This is a genomic window from Caballeronia sp. LZ033 (genome assembly GCF_031451265.1).
Classification (GTDB): Bacteria; Pseudomonadota; Gammaproteobacteria; order Burkholderiales; family Burkholderiaceae; genus Caballeronia.
Genome location: NZ_JARUXQ010000001.1, coordinates 451,501 through 469,037, shown reverse-complemented (window position 1 = coordinate 469,037; position 17,537 = coordinate 451,501). Strand labels below are relative to the sequence as shown.

At 66.3% G+C, this 17,537-nt stretch carries 12 protein-coding genes; 7 read left to right on the top strand and 5 right to left on the bottom strand.

All coding sequences use genetic code 11. The annotated features are described in order from the left end of the window. Window positions 1-34: 34 nt before the first annotated feature. Entirely contained in the window at window positions 35-2,878 is a 2,844-nt protein-coding gene (gene glnE / locus QCE62_RS02255; RefSeq protein ID WP_309913831.1) for a bifunctional [glutamate--ammonia ligase]-adenylyl-L-tyrosine phosphorylase/[glutamate--ammonia-ligase] adenylyltransferase, read from the bottom strand. Between the two features lie 145 nt (window positions 2,879-3,023). On the opposite strand from glnE, the gene QCE62_RS02250 reads away from it, so the two are divergent. The 4 genes from QCE62_RS02250 (at window position 3,024) to aroG (ending at window position 11,275) form a co-directional block, all read left to right on the top strand. Continuing rightward, on the top strand, window positions 3,024-7,349 hold the full coding sequence (locus QCE62_RS02250) for an AsmA-like C-terminal region-containing protein (protein ID WP_309913828.1): 4,326 nt from the start codon (window positions 3,024-3,026) through the stop codon (window positions 7,347-7,349). 83 nt (window positions 7,350-7,432) lie between these two features. Beyond that, window positions 7,433-8,263 carry a carbon-nitrogen hydrolase family protein gene (locus QCE62_RS02245; protein WP_309913825.1) on the top strand — a complete coding sequence of 277 codons (831 nt, stop codon included), beginning with the start codon at window positions 7,433-7,435 and terminating at the stop codon, window positions 8,261-8,263. A 129-nt stretch (window positions 8,264-8,392) separates the two neighbouring features. Continuing rightward, window positions 8,393-9,859 carry a metalloprotease TldD gene (gene tldD, locus QCE62_RS02240; protein WP_309807256.1) on the top strand — a complete coding sequence of 489 codons (1,467 nt, stop codon included), beginning with the start codon at window positions 8,393-8,395 and terminating at the stop codon, window positions 9,857-9,859. A 342-nt stretch (window positions 9,860-10,201) separates the two neighbouring features. Beyond that, window positions 10,202-11,275 (top strand): 3-deoxy-7-phosphoheptulonate synthase AroG, encoded by a 1,074-nt coding sequence (gene aroG, locus QCE62_RS02235; protein ID WP_309913821.1) that lies wholly within the window; start codon window positions 10,202-10,204, stop codon window positions 11,273-11,275. A gap of 11 nt (window positions 11,276-11,286) precedes the next feature. On the opposite strand, the gene QCE62_RS02230 is transcribed toward aroG, so the two are convergent. From QCE62_RS02230 to QCE62_RS02215, 4 genes are all read right to left on the bottom strand, one after another. Continuing rightward, window positions 11,287-11,544: a hypothetical protein gene (locus QCE62_RS02230; protein ID WP_309913819.1), complete on the bottom strand. Its 258-nt coding sequence runs from the start codon at window positions 11,542-11,544 to the stop codon at window positions 11,287-11,289. Between the two features lie 47 nt (window positions 11,545-11,591). Beyond that, window positions 11,592-11,906 carry a hypothetical protein gene (locus QCE62_RS02225; protein ID WP_309913816.1) on the bottom strand — a complete coding sequence of 105 codons (315 nt, stop codon included), beginning with the start codon at window positions 11,904-11,906 and terminating at the stop codon, window positions 11,592-11,594. Further along, window positions 11,903-12,253, bottom strand: coding sequence for a hypothetical protein (locus QCE62_RS02220; protein ID WP_309913814.1), 351 nt, complete (start codon window positions 12,251-12,253; stop codon window positions 11,903-11,905). Before QCE62_RS02220 ends, QCE62_RS02225 begins: the two co-directional genes overlap by 4 nt. Before the next feature lie 106 nt (window positions 12,254-12,359). Further along, window positions 12,360-12,923 carry a cob(I)yrinic acid a,c-diamide adenosyltransferase gene (locus QCE62_RS02215; RefSeq protein WP_309913812.1) on the bottom strand — a complete coding sequence of 188 codons (564 nt, stop codon included), beginning with the start codon at window positions 12,921-12,923 and terminating at the stop codon, window positions 12,360-12,362. Between the two features lie 281 nt (window positions 12,924-13,204). Here QCE62_RS02215 and QCE62_RS02210 point away from each other — a divergent pair, with 281 nt between their 5' ends. The 3 genes from QCE62_RS02210 to glcE all read left to right on the top strand — a co-directional run bounded on the left by QCE62_RS02210 (window position 13,205) and on the right by glcE (window position 17,523). Next, the gene (locus tag QCE62_RS02210) at window positions 13,205-14,623 is read left to right on the top strand and encodes an FAD-linked oxidase C-terminal domain-containing protein (RefSeq protein ID WP_309913809.1); all 1,419 of its coding nucleotides are present in this window, start codon (window positions 13,205-13,207) and stop codon (window positions 14,621-14,623) included. Between the two features lie 92 nt (window positions 14,624-14,715). Continuing rightward, window positions 14,716-16,260 carry an FAD-linked oxidase C-terminal domain-containing protein gene (locus tag QCE62_RS02205; RefSeq protein WP_309913806.1) on the top strand — a complete coding sequence of 515 codons (1,545 nt, stop codon included), beginning with the start codon at window positions 14,716-14,718 and terminating at the stop codon, window positions 16,258-16,260. A gap of 174 nt (window positions 16,261-16,434) precedes the next feature. Next, entirely contained in the window at window positions 16,435-17,523 is a 1,089-nt protein-coding gene (glcE, locus tag QCE62_RS02200) for a glycolate oxidase subunit GlcE (RefSeq protein WP_309913803.1), read from the top strand. Window positions 17,524-17,537: the final 14 nt, after the last annotated feature.

Here is a 17,537-nt window from a genome sequence, read left to right as displayed (position 1 = left end):
CGCGGCTCCGGAGCCGCGCCTTCAGAACCTTGACTCAGGAAGCCACGGCAAACACCCGCTTCCATAACGCCGTCACCGCCTCGCGCTCGCCCTGCACTTCGTCCGGCGCCACGCGCGCCTTTTCCATGCCGTCGAGCCGCATCCGGTGCTGCAGCTTGCGATAGTGCCGGTAGATGGCGCCGATCGTGTCCGCTTCATCGGCTGAAATCAGGCCGCTCTGCGCGGCAATCCTGAGCAGCGAGATGTTCCCCGCGTTGCGCACGAACTCGCGATGCTCGCGCGCATGCAGCAACACCCAGTACTGCACGACGAACTCGATATCCACCATGCCGCCGCGATCGTGCTTCAGGTCGAACAGTGCGCTTCGGTTCGGATGTCCGTCGGCGACGCGCTGACGCATCGACGCAATCTCGCGCGCCAGCGCCGCCGCATCGCGCTCCGTCACCATCACGTCCGCACGGATCGCCTCGAACTGCGCGCCGATGCCCTCATCGCCCGCGCTGAAACGCGCGCGCGACAGCGCCTGATGCTCCCATACCCACGCCGTGTTGGCGGCGTCGCCCTCGCGGATCTGATAGCGGCGGAAGGTGTCCAGATCGGTCACGAGCAGCCCGGATTCGCCGTTCGGACGCAGCCGCAGATCCACATCGAACAGCGTGCCCGCGCCGGTCGCCGACGTGAGCCAGGTGATCAGGCGGCGCGTGAACATCGCGTAGATCTCGGACGCGGCGTCATGCGGATCGTCATACAGGAAGATGAGATCCAGGTCCGACGCATAGCCCAGTTCCTTGCCGCCGAGCTTGCCGTAGGCGATGACCGAGAACAGCGGCGTCTCGCGATGCCGCTTCGGGAACTGCTGCCAGACGGTCTGCACGGTGACGTCGAGCACGGCGTCGGCAAGCTCGGACAGACGGTCGCTCACGTGCTCCACCGTCAGACGCCCCGCGAGGTCAATCAGCAGGATGCGGAACACTTCGGCCTGATGCGCGTGGCGCAGCAGATCCATCTGATGCTCGGCGTCCTCGGCGGCCTGCAGCCGGGCCGTCAGCGAGCGCTTGAACTGCGTCCAGTCGAACGGGCTCGCGATGGCCTCGTCGTCGAGCAGTTCATCGAGCAGTTGCGGATGGCGGATCAGATAGCCCGCCGCCCAGCGCGAGCCCGACAGCACCGACAGCACGCGCTCCAGCGCCGCCGGATACTCGGTCAGCAGCGCCAGATAGGCGCCGCGCCGCCCGATGCCTTCGAGCAGGTCGAACAGGCGCGCGATGGTATCGGCGCGACGGGTTGCATCGATCGACTGCACGGCTTCGAGCGCCCGCTGCGCGACGATGTCGAAACGCTCGCGGCTCTGCGGCGGCAGGCTGGCGTAGCGCGTCGAATTCCATACGGCGGTCAGGCGCGACAGCACCGGCGCCGGATCCGCGAAGCCAAGTTCGACGAGCCGCGCACCCAGTTCTTCCTGCGCGGAATCGTCGGCGAGCGCGCTGCTCCAGATCCACGACGCCGCCGAATCGTCCGACACGCCGCAACCGCCCTCGCCGCTCACCTTGTCGGCGAAGATCGCGTCGAACTGCTGTTCGACGAACTCGCGATGCGCATCGAGCTTGTCCATCAACGCCGCGTAGTCCGCAAAGCCGAGCGAAGCCGCGAGGCGCGCGCGTTCGTCATCGTCGACGGGCATCGCGTGCGTCTGCGCATCGTTGCGATACTGCAGCCGATGCTCGACCGTGCGCAGAAACAGATACGCATCCGACAGCGCCTCACACACGGCCGGCGCAAGCAGGCCGTGCGCCTCGGCGCGTTCGAGCACGGCCAGCGTCGGACGAATGCGGAAATCCGCTGCCTGCCCGCCGCGAATCAACTGGAACACCTGCGCACTGAACTCGATCTCGCGGATGCCGCCGCGCCCGAGCTTGATGTCGTCGGCCTTGTCGGGACGCATCGAGGCGCGGCGCCGCGCTTCCTGACGGATCTGCTGATGCAGCGCGCGGATCGCCGCGATCACGCCGTAGTCGAGATAGCGGCGATAGATGAACGGCGTCGCGATGGCTTCGAGCTGCCTGACGAGGCGCTGTCCCGATTCGCTCTGCGTCTCCGAGACGAGCCGTCCCTTGATCCACGCATAGCGTTCCCATTCGCGGCCCTGCACGTAGAAATATTCCTCGAGCATGCCGAGGCTGCACACGAGCGGTCCGGAGTCGCCGTTGGGACGCAGCCGCATGTCCACGCGGAACACATAGCCGTCCGCGGTGATTTCCGCGAGCGCGCCGATCAGCCGCCGGCCGAGCCGTGTGAAGAATTCCTGGGTAGTGAGCGCCGCGCGCGTGCCGCCGGCGGTCTCGCCGTCTTCCTCGTAGACGAAGATCAAATCGATGTCCGACGACGCATTCAGTTCGCGCCCGCCGAGCTTGCCCATGCCGACCACGCCGAGCGTCAGCCGCTCGCCCTCTGGTCCGCGCGGCTCGCCGAACAGCGCTTCGAGATCCGCCGAGAGCACGGCGAGCGCGCGCTGCACCGTCACTTCGGCGAGATCGGTCATGGCGCCGGTGACTTCGGCGACATTCGCCGCGCCCGCGAGATCGCGTTCCATCACCGTGCAGAACACTTCTGTCCGCACGCGCCGCAGCGCGGTCTTGAGCGCGGCTTCATCGAGCGTGCCGTGTGCGGCGCCGGGCGCGCAATGCGCATCGAGCCGTGCTTCGATCCATTGCCGCGTGACGGGCGCCTGCTTCCACTCCGCCACGCTGGACGCCAGTTCGGGACGCGCAGCATAGGCGCGCGCTGCATAGTTGGAATAGTCGGAACTGAGGAGAGTGGCGTCGGTCATGAAAGGTTGGGTTCGCTCATTGCTTCTGCTCTTAACTTCCTGAAATGTCACGGACCCCGCGCACTGCCGTCCGAGTCTTGCCGGGCGCGGCTCTGCGCGCTTTCACGAGCGCACGGACGGCGGCGGTCAACACCATGCCCGTGTTACATTTCAGCGTCAAACACGCAAAACTACCATATCGCCGATTAGCCGCAGCATGTCCGACAGCAGACGATCCGTCGACCCGAACGAAGTTGGACAAGCCCAGCCCAGCGGCAACGCCGAGCGCGTGCTTTCGCGCGTCTTCAGAATCGTTCTGGTCATCGCGGCGGTCCTCTATTTCGCGGTGGCGGCGCTCTATATCGGCTTGCGATACATCGTGCTGCCGCAGGTCGATTCGTTCCGCCCGCGCATCGAGCAGATGGTCTCGTCGAAGATCCACGCGCAGCTGCATATCGGGCGCATTTCCGCGCGCTGGTCAGGGCTCTCGCCGACACTCGATATCGACAACCTGCGCATCGACGCCGCCGACGGTTCGCCCGGACTCGCCGTGCCGCACGCCAGCGCGAGCATCGCGTGGAGTTCGCTGGTGCGGCTGCGGCCCAAGCTCGCGGACCTGATCGTCGACGGACCGGACGTGATCATCGCGCGCAACCCGGACGGCGCGCTGAGCGTCGCTGGGGTGCCGCTTCCCACGCACCGTACCGGCTCGAACGCGTTCACGACCTGGCTGCTCGGCCAGGACCGCATTCTTCTGCGCGACGGCACGCTGCGCTGGCGCGATGCGCAGCGCGCGGCGCCCGAGATCGCGTTCAAGCGCCTGCAAGTCGTGATCCTCAACCAGGGCACGCGCCATCGCGCCGCGCTCCAGGCGCCCGCCGACGGCGACGTGCTGCACGGGCCGCTCGACCTGCGCGCCGACTTCCGCCATCAGCCGTTCTCCGCGATGGGCGCGCCCGCGAACTGGACTGGCCGGCTGTACGCGTCCACCGGGCCGGTCGATCTGCCGATGCTCGCGCGCTACGTGAAACTGCCCTTCCAGATGTTCGACGGCCAGGTCAACAACGAGATCTGGCTCAACTTCGCGGGCGGTCAGTTGCAGAACGCGACCGGCGAACTGACCGGCTCGAACATCAGCCTGCGGGTGCACCCGACACAGCCGCGCCTCGACCTGCCGATCGCGCGTTTCGGCTGGACGGTCGCCAAGGACGACACCGCCTACACGCTCGAACTGCGCAACCTGCACGCCGAACTCGGCCAGTTGCCGCTCGACGACAACACGCCGGTGTCGCGCCTGCTGGTGTCGCGTCTGCTCACGGCCACCTTCCGGCCGCCGAGCGTCGGCAAGGGACAGCTGTTGCGGCTGACGGGCGATACCGTCGACATCGGCATCCTCGCGGAATTCGTGCGCGCGCTGCCCGTGCCGGCGAAGGTCCTCAACGAGCTGGTGCGCTTCAATCCGCGCGGCCAGGTGTCGAACTACACGATCTACACGGAACGGACCGCGCCCAAAACCGAAGAGGAAGCGGCCCAGCAGCACAAGAAGGGCGACGCCCCGCTGCTGCACTACGCCTTCAAGGGCGAGCTCCAGGGACTCAGCGTGCAGGCCCAGGAACCGCCCCCCGGTCTCACCGTGAACAACCATCCGCGCGCGGGCATTCCGGGTGTCGAGAACCTGTGGGGCACGGTCGACGCCAACGAGAAGGAAGGCCGCATCACCCTCGACACGAAGAACGCGGCGATCATCATTCCCGGCGCCTTCGACGACCCGCGCCTCACCTTCGACACGCTGCAGGGCAAGGCGAACTGGAGCGTCGCCGACGCCATCGCGCCCGGCGAGCAGCGCCGCGCCTTCAAGATTCATGTCGATACGCTGCGCATCCGCAACGCCGACGCCGAAGCCGAAGCCACCGCCGACTACTGGAACCAGGGACACGGGCGCGGCAACCTCGATCTGAAGGCGAAGGTCGCGCACCTGAAGGTCACGCGGCTGGTGCGCTATCTGCCGACCAGCCTCAACGAGCGCGTGCGCGTGTATCTCGGCCACGCGCTGCAGGCGGGCACCGCGAAGAACGGCACGATCGAAATACATGGCGACCTCACGCGCTTCCCGTATGCCAAGTTTCCGAACGACGGCGTGTTCCGCATCAACGCGCCCTTCACCGGCGGCAAGTTCGATCCCACGCCGTTCCCGCCGCGCACGATGGCCAACGGCTTGCCGAACTTCTGGCCGGCGTTCGAGGGCATCGACGGCACCTTCACGCTCGCGCAGAACAAGCTTGGCTTCGACATCGATCGCGGCCATTACCGTGGGGTGAAGGTGTCGAAGGTGGTCGGACGTATCGACGACACCGGCAATCGCGAGACCAAATTGTGGATCGACGGGAAAGCGCGCGGCCCGCTCGCCGACATGCTCCAGTACGTGGACGACAGCTCGCTCGGCCTGATGGCGAAGCACCGCACGCGCAATATCGCCGCAAAGGGCGACGCCGTGCTCGACCTGACGCTCGGCATTCCGCGCTACCGTCCGCCCGCGCCGCAGCCGCCGCTCAAGACCGACTACAAGGGCTCGCTTACCTTCGCCGACAACGAAGTGGCCTACGGCAAACTGCCGTCGCTCACGCATCTGCGCGGGCGTGCCGACTTCGGCGCGAAGACCGTCACGCTCAATGGACTGACCGCGCAACTGCTCGGCGGCGACGTGCGCGCGAAAGGCGGCGTGCAGCCGGACGGCAGTTATGCGATCGACGTGAACGGCCGTCTCGGCGCGGACGCGGCGCAACGGCTGAACACCCACATCAGCCCGCAGGTGGTGCAGTTCATGAAGCGCATCAACGGCAGCGCGCCCTACGAAATGCACGTGCGCGGCACGAAGAACGCGCTGCCGAACGTGCAGGCGAGTTCGGATCTCGCGGGCCTCTCGATCGATCTGCCGGCGCCGTTCGGCAAGGCGCAAGGCACGCCGATGCCGTTCTCGTTCAGTTTCGAGCCTGCGCCCGGCGGTCCGTCCGACCTGCACGACGCGGAACTCACCCTCGGGCCGGTGCACGCGCACTACGTGCTGCAGCAGATCGGCCGCGCGCAGGTGAAGATCGATCCGCAGAACGCCGCCGAACCGATGAACATGCGCGCGCAGCTGAAGGTGGCGCGCGGCGCGATCGCCGTGAACAAGCCTGCCGATCTGCCGGCCGAGGGCGTGAGCGCCGTCGTGGAGCTCGACGAACTCGACGCCGACGCCTGGCGCAAGACCTTTGCCGAAATCAGCGCGGCGACGCCGGCAAGCGCTGCCGCCGCCAGTGCGGAACCCGACGCGCCGCGTCCACCCTTGAGCGAGAACGTGCGGCAGTTCATTCCGACGCGTGCCGCCATCCATTTCACGACGCTCAGGCTGCTCAACCGGAAATGGGAAAACGTCGTGATCGGCGCGAGCGAGACGGATCGCAAGTGGCAGGCGAACGTCGCGTCGAACCAGGTGTCGGGTTATCTTGCCTGGACGCCTGGCGCGACAAAAGCGAGCCCCGGCACCTTGCAGGCGCGCTTCGCCAAGGTCGTGATTCCGGAGAAGACCGAGAACGATCTCGTCGGCCGGGTGATCCGCAAGCCGCCGCGCAACATGCCGACGATCGATCTCATCGTCAACGAACTGGTGTTCCGCGGGCACAGCCTCGGGCGGCTCGAAGTGGATGCGCACAACGAAGTCGTGGCCGACGAACCGATCTGGACGCTCGACAAGCTCGAGCTCGACAACCCGGACGCCACCCTCACCGCACGCGCGACCTGGCGCACGCTGCCGGGCGCCATGACACCGACCGCACAGGCGGTGCCGCCCGACACCCTGCCCTACGACACCGACGACGGCCTCGCGCGCCGCACATCGCTCGACTTCCGTCTCGACGTCAGGAACGGCGGCCAGCTGATCGACCGCTTCGGCGCGCCGCATGTGGTGAACGCGGGCAACGGCACGGTGTCCGGCGAGGCGGCCTGGAACGGCGGCCCGACCACGCCCGATCCGAATACGCTCGAAGGCAAGCTCGCCGTGGATCTGCATCACGGCCAGATCCTGCGCGCGCCGGGCGCGGCGAAGCTGCTCGGCATCTTCAGCCTGCGCAGCCTCGCGAACCTGCTGACGCTGCATTTCGAGGACGTCGTCGGCAAGGGGCTGCCGTTCGAGAAGATCACGGGCAACGCGCGCATCGCCGACGGCATCGGCCGCACGGACGACTTCCTGATGGTCACGTCGCCCGCGCGCGTGCAGATGCAAGGTCTGGTCGATCTGCCGAAGCAGACGCAAGACCTGCACGTGAAGGTGATTCCCACCGTCGGCGCAGGCGTCGCCGCGATTCCCGCCGCGGTCATCAACCCGCTGCTGGGCCTCGGCGTGCTGGCGGCGGACATCGCGCTGTCGGCGTCGATCCGCAAGGCCTTCGCCGTCGACTACGCCATCACCGGTTCCTGGACGAAACCGGTCGTCCAGCGACTCAAGGGCGATCAGGGTAAGATCGAAACACCCGCGGCCGCCGTCGCGCCGGGCGCCGTCCAGTAAAAATACGGACGTGCGCCTTTCACGGCGGCGCTTGATTCGTCCTTTCAACTCGTCCCTTTTTCTCCTTCAGCGCACCCAAGGACATGAGCGAAACATCGAGCGAAGGCGCGGCCCCGTTCCAGGTCGCCGCGCTGCAGATGGTCAGCACGCCGGACCGCGAGCGCAATCTGGCCGCCGCCGGACAACTCATCGCAGAAGCCGCCCGCCGTGGCGCGCAACTGGTTCTGCTGCCCGAGTACTTCTGCTTCATGGGCTTCAAGGACACGGACAAGCTCGCCATCCGCGAGCAACCCGGCAGCGGTCCCATCCAGCAGTTTCTGGCCGACTCGGCGCGCGAGCATCGCGTGTGGATCATCGGCGGGACGTTGCCGCTGCAATCGCCGGAAACGGAACGCGTGCTCAACACGACACTCGTCTTCGATCCGCACGGCAAGCAGGTCGCGCGCTATGACAAGATTCATCTGTTCAATTTCGAGAAGGGCGAGGAATCGTTCGACGAAGCGCGCACCATCTGTCCCGGCAGCGAGGTGCGCACGTTCGAGGCGCCGTTCGGACGCGTCGGCTTGTCGGTGTGCTACGACCTGCGTTTTCCGGAGCTGTACCGGGAACTCGGCGACTGCGCGCTGATGGTCGTGCCCTCGGCCTTCACCTGGACCACCGGCAAGGCACACTGGGAAACGCTGCTGAAGGCGCGCGCCGTCGAAAATCAATGCTACGTGCTGGCCGCGGCGCAAGGCGGCACGCACGAGAACGGCCGCCGCACCTGGGGTCACAGCATGCTGATCGACCCGTGGGGCGAGATCGTCGACGTGAAGGATGAAGGACCGGGCGTCGTGCTTGGCGGCATCGACGCGCAGCGCATCGCTGCCGTGCGGCAGAGTCTGCCGGCGTACCGGCACCGCGTGCTCGCGTAGAAGACTTGAAGATGCGGGTTTCTCCCCGCACATGAATTGACGGAATCAGACCTTAGAATAGGCTTGGATTCGTCTGAATTATCACCGCACGCGTCGCGACCGACGCAACAGGCACCGAACAGGCACCGCATGAACATCATCGAACCCGGCATTCGCAACCTGGTCACGGCAAAAGACGTTTTGCTCACGCCGTACGGCCTCGACGAAGGGCTGATCACCCGCACGCTCGCGGAAATCTTCGAGCATCGCATCGATTACGCCGACCTCTATTTCCAGTCCACGCGCAGCGAAGCGTGGAGCCTGGAGGAAGGCATCGTCAAATCCGGCAGTTTCAGCATCGATCAGGGCGTCGGCGTGCGCGCCGTCTCCGGTGAACGCACCGCCTTCGCCTACTCCGACGATCTCTCGGCCGACTCCATCCGCCAGGCGGCCATCGCGACCCGCGCGATCGCGAAAGCCGGCGGCGGCAAGCACAAGATCAAGTCGGCCAGCGCGCTGACGGGCGTCTCCGGCCGCGATCTGTACCTGCCCGCCGATCCGCTGCACTCGCTCGAGGCGCATGCCAAGGTCAAGCTGCTGGAGCGCGTCGAGCAGATGGCGCGCAGCAAGGACCCGCGCATCACGCAGGTGATGGCGGGCATGGCCGGGGAATACGATGTCGTGCTGGTCGCGCGCAGCGACGGCGCGCTCGCCGCCGACGTGCGCCCGCTGGTGCGCGTCTCGGTGACGGTGATCGCCGAACAGAACGGCCGCCGCGAGATCGGCACGGGCGGCGGCGGCGGACGCTTCGACTACGGCTATTTCACGGACGCCGTGCTGCAAAAATACGTCGATGACGCCGTGCATGCCGCGCTCGTGAACCTGGAAGCGCGCCCCGCTCCGGCCGGCGCGATGACCGTCGTGCTCGGACCGGGCTGGCCGGGCGTGCTGCTGCACGAGGCGATCGGCCATGGCCTGGAAGGCGACTTCAACCGCAAGGGCTCGTCGGCGTTTGCGGGACGGATCGGCGAACAGGTTGCGGCAAAGGGCGTCACCGTGGTCGACGACGGCACGCTGCCGAACCGGCGCGGCTCGCTCAACATCGACGACGAAGGCAATCCGACCCAGTGCACGACGCTGATCGAGGACGGCATCCTCAAGGGCTACATTCAGGACTCGCTCAACGCGCGCCTGATGAAGATGCCCGTGACCGGCAACGCGCGCCGCGAATCCTACGCCGCGCTGCCGATGCCGCGCATGACCAACACCTACATGCTCAACGGCGACAAGGATCCGCAGGAGATCATCGGGTCCGTGAAGAACGGGCTGTACGCGGTGAATTTCGGCGGCGGCCAGGTCGACATCACCAACGGCAAGTTCGTGTTCTCGGCCTCCGAGGCGTACATGATCGAGAACGGCAAGGTCACGTATCCGGTGAAGGGCGCGACGCTGATCGGCAGCGGCCCGGAATCGCTCAAGTACGTGACGATGATCGGCAACGACATGTCGCTCGACAGCGGCGTCGGCGTGTGCGGCAAGGAAGGCCAGAGCGTGCCGGTGGGCGTCGGCCAGCCGACGCTGCGCATCGAGAAGATGACCGTCGGCGGCACCGTCTGATTTTGCGAAGAACGTGCGGGAATTCCGCTTCGGTCAAGCTCGAAACATGCGCTCCGACTGATAATGATGCGGATTTTCCGCGTTCTTCCGCATTCAGGCTTGCCAGCTTCGCGTCTCAGAGGTTATAAACGCAGACACCACACTTTCGCCCGTCCTGATTCCGCCATGTCCGCCAAGTTTTATTTTTATTTCTTTTGGCATCTCAAGCCGCTGGCGGATGGAGAGGGGTGAGTACCGGTTGAACAAACCAAATTCCCGAAAAACCGCCAGCGAGTCTGGCGGTTTTTTTTCGCCTTGCCGCCTTGCCGAATAGCGCTGGAACTGTCCTGTTGGAGAAACGAAATGCCCCCGCACAATACCGATGACGTCCGCATCCGCGAATTGAAAGAGCTGACCCCGCCCGCGCATCTGATCCGCGAATTCCCCTGCGCCGAACCGGTTTCCGAACTCATCTACAACGCGCGGCAGTCGATGCACCGCATTCTCCACGGCATGGATGACCGGTTGATCGTCATTATCGGGCCGTGCTCCATTCATGATCCGAAGGCGGCGATCGAGTACGCCGGACGCCTCATCGAGCAGCGCAAGCGCTTCGCGGGCGAACTGGAAATCGTCATGCGCGTGTATTTCGAGAAACCGCGCACGACGGTGGGCTGGAAGGGGCTCATCAACGACCCGTACATGGACAACAGCTTCAAGATCAACGACGGCCTGCGCGCCGCGCGCGAGCTGCTGATGCACATCAACGAGCTCGGGCTGCCCGCCGGCACGGAATACCTCGACATGATCAGCCCGCAGTACATCGCGGACCTGATTTCCTGGGGCGCGATCGGCGCGCGGACCACGGAATCGCAAGTGCATCGCGAGCTGGCTTCGGGGCTGTCCTGCCCGGTGGGCTTCAAGAACGGCACGGACGGCAATGTGAAGATCGCCGTCGATGCAATCAAGGCGGCGTCGCAGCCGCACCATTTCCTGTCGGTGACAAAGGGCGGTCATTCGGCGATCGTCTCCACCGCCGGCAACGAGGACTGCCACATCATCCTGCGCGGCGGCAAGACGCCAAACTACGACGCGGCGAGCGTCGATGCCGCCTGCAGCGACATCGGCAAGGCGGGTCTGGCGGCGCGTCTGATGGTCGATGCGAGCCACGCGAACAGCTCGAAGAAGCATGAGAACCAGATTCCGGTGTGCGCGGACATCGGGCGTCAGCTGGCAGCGGGCGATGAACGGATCGTCGGCGTGATGGTGGAATCGCATCTGGTCGCCGGGCGGCAGGATCTGAAGGAAGGGTGCGAGCTGACTTACGGGCAGAGCGTCACCGATGCGTGCATCGGGTGGGACGAGAGTGTTGGGGTGCTTGAGGGGCTGGCGGAATCGGTCAAGCTGCGTCGGGTGGCTCGGGGTGGGGGGAATTAAGGGCGGAGGGTTTAGCGTTTATCGCGGACCTGGTCGAGCTCGCGCGCAGCCGCAGCGGCATACTGCTCGTCCTCGCCCGCGAGTTCGCCCTTCGAGCGCAATCCCTCGAAGATGTCCTGGCTCCGGCGCAGCCAGACCGCCCGCTGCTCCGCCGTCTGCCCGGTGATCGTACCGAGCCGCAAAAGTGTGATGGCGAGGTCGGTGCGCCATTCGGCATTGGTCGGATCGCTTCGAAGCAGTGCCTCTGAGCCGTGCATCGAAGCGGTCAACGACACCTGTGCGAGTGCGCTGTTACCGTTCGCTTCGTGTGCGAATCCTACTTTTCTCTGACTGAGCGGACGTCGTCGACCTGCCGTCCGAGTTCGGCGATGGCTTCGTCCTGGCCGCGCTGCCGTTTCCTGGTCTGCGCACTGGATGTCACCAGGCGCGCGACGATCACTCTCACTTGCGGATCGGCGGGATTGATGGTGACGATGTTGCGGTCGCCGAGAATGTTCAGGGCCACGCCCCCGGGCCCCGCACGGGCGACCTGCCCAGGCGAAGTCTGCTCTTCCGCGGCCCGGGCGTCTTCCGCAAGTCCTGCGAACAATCCGAGGCAGCCCACCGCGAGCCATGACCCGATCGGCTTCATGGCCGTGTGCCGCCTATCGTGACCTGATTGCCCGTTCCCAGAACATTGGCCGCAACGCCGCCGCTTCCCGCCATCGCGTTCTGACTCGGCGCCGCCAGACTTTCGGATGAAGTGTGCTGAACGGGCGCTGCGGGAGCAGCGGCCGCAGGAGCGTCGTTGCGGCCCGACGCATGATCGTTGCGCCCGATGAACCCCGCGCCGGCAAGCAGCGCAATCGCTGCGGCCACTCCGGCGCCGAGAAAGCGCAGGGTCTTCTGATTGCCCGGCAGGCCGAGCCAGGTCCAGACGCGACCCCAAAGTGACGCCGAGCGCGGCGGCTGCACGGCATTCCCCTTTTTGGAACCCATGTCGCCTCCCCCGCCGAACCCTACGAAGCTTTCAATATAGGTCGCATTTGGCCGGAGGAACCGCCAAATTCAGCGTCCAGACGGTCTGGATTAAGGCGGCGACGGGCTAGTCGCGTGGATTGTGCTCCCTCTTCCACAACACATCCGTCCCACCATCCACCCGATTCATCACCCTCGCCAGCACGAACAACAAATCCGACAACCGGTTCACATACCGTCTCGGCGCGTCATTCACCCCCGCGCTTTCCACCCGCCCCAACGCGACGATCGCCCGTTCCGCCCGCCGGCACACGGTCCGCGCGACATGCGCCACCGCCGCCGCCCGCGACCCGCCCGGCAAAATGAATTCCTTCAACGGCGGCAGCGTGGCGTTGTACTCGGCGAGCCACCCATCGAGTTGCGCCAGATGCGCCTCCTCGATCATCGCGTGCCCCGGAATGGACAGCTCGCCTCCAAGATCGAACAAATCGTTCTGGATCCGCGTCAGCGCATCGCGCACGTCGGTGGGCATCGGCTCGCACAGCAGAACGCCGAGCGTCGAATTCAGTTCGTCGATGTCGCCGATCGCCGCAATGCGCGCATCGTCCTTCGACACGCGGCGGCCATCGCCCAGACCCGTGGTGCCGTCGTCACCGGTGCGCGTCGCGATCTTGCTCAAACGATTTCCCATCATCTGCTCCTGAAGCCCCGAAAACCTGCCGGCCCATTATAGGCACGCAAGGGCGCGCTCCCGGACCTCCAGCCCGCCCCGTCGAGCCGCGCCCCAAAAGCGTAAAATGAAACAAACAGGGCGCATGGCCGCACCGAATGGCACGGCCATCCGCGCAGAGCCCTGCCGGCCGCATCGGACCGTCGCGCGAAAAAAGCGAAAAACGCAACGTCCGTACCCAGCGCGCCGGAGACACACCGAACCTACCGCACGACAACGCACGCCGCCCGGAGACCCCGCCCGTGAACCATCCCAACGAACCCCACGTCTTCCAGAAGCGCCCCTTCCCCGCCGCGCTGCTCGACGCCCTGCAACAGCAATTCGCCGAACGCGTCTCCATCGCCCAGGCCGTGCGCGAACATCACGGCCGCGACGAATCGCCGTTCGATCCGCAACTCCCCGACGCCGTCGTCTTCGCGCGCAGCACCGAGGAAGTTCAGTCCATCGTCAAACTCTGCGCGCAGCACGACGTGCCGGTCATCCCCTACGGCAACGGCTCGTCGCTCGAAGGCCATCTGCTCGCGGTCCAGGGCGGCGTCAGCATCGACCTGTCCGAGATGAACCAGGTCGTCTCCATCAACGCCGAAGACCTCACCGTCACGGTCCAGCCCGGCATCTCGCGCAAGCAGTTGAACGAAGCATTGCGCGACACCGGCCTGTTCTTTCCGATCGATCCCGGCGCGGACGCCAGCATCGGCGGCATGACCGCGACGCGCGCCTCCGGCACCAACGCCGTCCGCTACGGCACGATGCGCGAGAACGTCCTCGGCCTCACGGTCGTCACCGCGGACGGCCGCGTCGTCAAGACCGGCACGCGCGCCCGCAAATCGTCTGCGGGATACGACCTCACGCGGCTTTTCGTCGGCTCCGAAGGGACGCTCGGCGTGATCACCGAAATCACCGTGCGGCTCTATCCGCAGCCCGAAGCCATCTCGGCCGCCGTGTGCGCGTTTCCGTCGATCGGCAATGCCGTGCGCGCCGTCATCGAGACCATCCAGATGGGCGTGCCGATTGCCCGCGTCGAATTCGTCGACACGCTCGCCGTGCGCGCCATCAACCGTCACTCGAACCTGACCCTGCGCGAAGCCCCGATGCTGTTCTTCGAGTTCCACGGCACCGAATCCGGCGTGCAGGAACAGGCGCGCACCGTGCAGGACATCGTCGCGGAACATGGCGGCGAAGACTTCGAATGGGCAACGCGCCCCGAGGACCGCAGCCGGCTCTGGAACGCCCGCCACAGCGCCTACTTTGCGATGCTGCAACTCAAGCCGGGCTGCCGCGCCGTCACCACCGACGTCTGCGTGCCCATCTCCCGTCTCGCCGAATGCGTCGACGAAACCGAACAGGACCTGATCGCCTCGACCTTGCCGTGCCCGATCGTCGGCCACGTCGGCGACGGCAACTTCCACGTCGCGATGCTGCTCGACCCGGACAAGCCCGAAGAACTGGAGGAAGCCGAACGCATCAACCACCGGATCGTCGGCCGCGCGCTGAAGATGGGCGGCACCTGCACCGGCGAGCACGGCGTCGGGCTGCACAAGATGGGCTTCATGCTGGAGGAACACGGCGCGGAAGCCATCGGCGTGATGCGTGCGATCAAACAGGCGCTCGATCCCAAAAACCTGATGAATCCGGGGAAAATCTTCACTTTCGAAGGCTGACGAAGTCGCGCAAGATGCACGGATGACCTGAGCGCACGCCAAACGGCGCTCACGAAAGCGCACTCACAGCGCAGGCATCACAAGGAGGAGACATGAACGCCCCCGACGAGCTCAAGCCCGGGCACGTGGCGCCGGATCTGCCGCACGAAGACGCGCCCGAGCTCACCGAAGACCAACTCGCCGCGCGTCAGCGTGAAGTGGTGCAGGCGCTGATGGCCGTGCTCCCCACACATTGCCTGCTGTTCCGCGACGAGGACACCGCCGCGTACGAATGCGACGGCCTCGCCGCCTACCGGCGCCTGCCGCTCGCCGTCGCGCTGCCGGAAACCGAAGCGCAGGTGCAGCGCGTAGTGCAGATCTGCAACCGCCTCGCCATTCCGATCGTGCCGCGCGGCGCGGGCACCGGCCTCTCCGGCGGCGCCATGCCGATCCGCCACGGCATCGTGCTGTCGCTGGCGCGCTTTCGCAAGATCGTCGAAGTGGATCCGTATGCGCGCACCGCCACGGTCCAGCCGGGCGTGCGCAATCTCGCCATCTCCGAAGCCGCCGCGCCTTACGGGCTCTACTACGCGCCGGATCCGTCGTCGCAGATCGCCTGCACCATCGGCGGCAACGTGTCCGAGAATTCCGGCGGCGTGCATTGCCTGAAATACGGCCTGACCGTGCATAACGTGCTGCGCGTGCGCGCCGTGACCATGGACGGCGATGTCGTCGAGTTCGGCTCGCTCGGGCCGGACGCGCCGGGCCTCGATCTGCTCGCGGTGCTGATCGGCAGCGAAGGCATGTTCGCGATCGTTACCGAGATCACGGTCAAGCTGATTCCGAAGCCGCAGACCGCGCAGGTCATCATGGCCAGCTTCGATGATGTCGTGAAAGGCGGCGATGCGGTCGCGGCGATCATCGCCGCCGGCATCATCCCGGCCGGCCTTGAAATGATGGACAAACCCGCGACGCGCGCCGTCGAGCAGTTCGTCAATGCGGGCTACGACCTCGACGCCGCCGCCATCCTGCTGTGCGAGTCCGACGGCACGCACGACGAAGTCGCCGAGGAAATCGTGCGCATGACGGCCGTGCTGCGCGAACACGGCGCCTCGCGCATCCAGATCTCGCGCTCCGAAGCCGAACGGCTCAAGTTCTGGTCGGGCCGCAAGAACGCGTTCCCGGCCGCGGGCCGCATCTCGCCCGACTACTACTGCATGGACGGCACCGTGCCGCGCCGCTCCATCGGGCCCTTGCTGAGACGCATCGAGGAGATGGAGAAGAAGTACGCGCTGCGCTGCATCAACGTGTTCCACGCCGGCGACGGCAACATGCATCCGCTGATTCTCTTCAACGGCAACGACCTCGACGAATGGCATCGCGCCGAGGCCTTCGGCTCCGACATTCTCGAATGCTGCGTCGAGCTGGGCGGCACGGTGACGGGCGAACATGGCGTGGGCATCGAGAAGATCAATTCGATGTGCGTGCAGTTTTCGCCCGAAGAGCGCGACGCCTTCTTCGCCGTGAAGCGCGCCTTCGACCCGCCCGGCCTGCTCAATCCCGACAAGGGCATCCCGACGCGCACGCGCTGCGCCGAGTACGGCAAGATGCACGTGCGCGGCGGCCTGCTGCCGCATCCCGAACTCGAGCGCTTCTGAAGCGCCGGCATCCACTCTCCCGCGCGCCGCGTGTGCGGCGCGCGTTCCGCTATCCATGTTTCTCCGAGTGCGGCGGCGTTAAGCGGCCGGTACAATCGACCGGACAGCCGTCAGAAGTCAGCACACTGAATCAGACAAGTCGAATCACGACATCGACGCTCAGACGGAACACTCATGGAACAGGACGACATCGTCGCCGGCTGGTCGGAACGGATCGCCCGGGCCACCGCCAACGGCACGCCGCTGCGCATCCGCGGCGGCGGCACGAAGGACTGGTACGGCCAGACGCTCCAGGGAGAGATCCTCGACTCGCGCGCGTATCGCGGCATCATCGCCTACGATCCGGCTGAACTCGTCATCACCGCGCGCGCCGGGACGCCGCTCGTCGAGATCGAAACGGCGCTGCGCGAACACGGCCAGATGCTGCCGTTCGAACCCCCCCACTTCGGCCGCAATGCAACGCTCGGCGGCTGCATCGCCGCGGGACTTGCCGGCCCGCGCCGCGCCTGGACCGGCGCACCGCGCGACTTCGTGCTGGGCGCCGTCGTGATGAACGGCCACGGCCAGGCACTGCGCTTCGGCGGTCAGGTGGTCAAGAACGTCGCGGGCTACGACGTCGCGCGGCTTCTCGCCGGTTCGCTCGGCACGCTCGGCCTGATCCTCGAACTCTCCATCAAGGTATTGCCGCGCCCCGTTGCCGAAGCCACGCTCAAGTTCGACATGCACGCCACCGACGGCGTGCGCAAGCTCAACGAATGGGGCGGCCATGCGCTGCCGATCTGCGGCAGCGCATGGCGTGACGGCACGCTCGCGCTGCGTCTCGCCGGCGCGGAAGCGGCCGTGAAGACCGCCCGCACCGCGCTCGGCGGCGAAGTGGTCGACGCGGTCGAAGCGGACCGCTTCTGGATCGGCATGCGCGAGCAGACGGATCCGTTCTTCGCGGTGATCGAGCCGCGTTCGGCGCTGTGGCGGCTCGCGTTGCCGTCGATCGCGGAGCCGCTGCACCTGCCGGGCGCGCAGCTGATGGAATGGGGCGGCGCGCAGCGCTGGTGGATCACCGACACCGATCCGCAAACCGTGCGCATCAGCGCCAAGCAGGCCGGCGGCCATGCCACGATCTTTCGGGCGGGCTCCGCTTATGACCGCAACGCGGGTGTGTTCACGCCGCTGCCCGCGCCGCTGATGAAGATTCATCGCGGGCTGAAGGCGGCTTTCGATCCGGCGCGCATCTTCAATCGCGCGCGTCTGTATCCCGATTTCTAGACGCATCGCTGGCC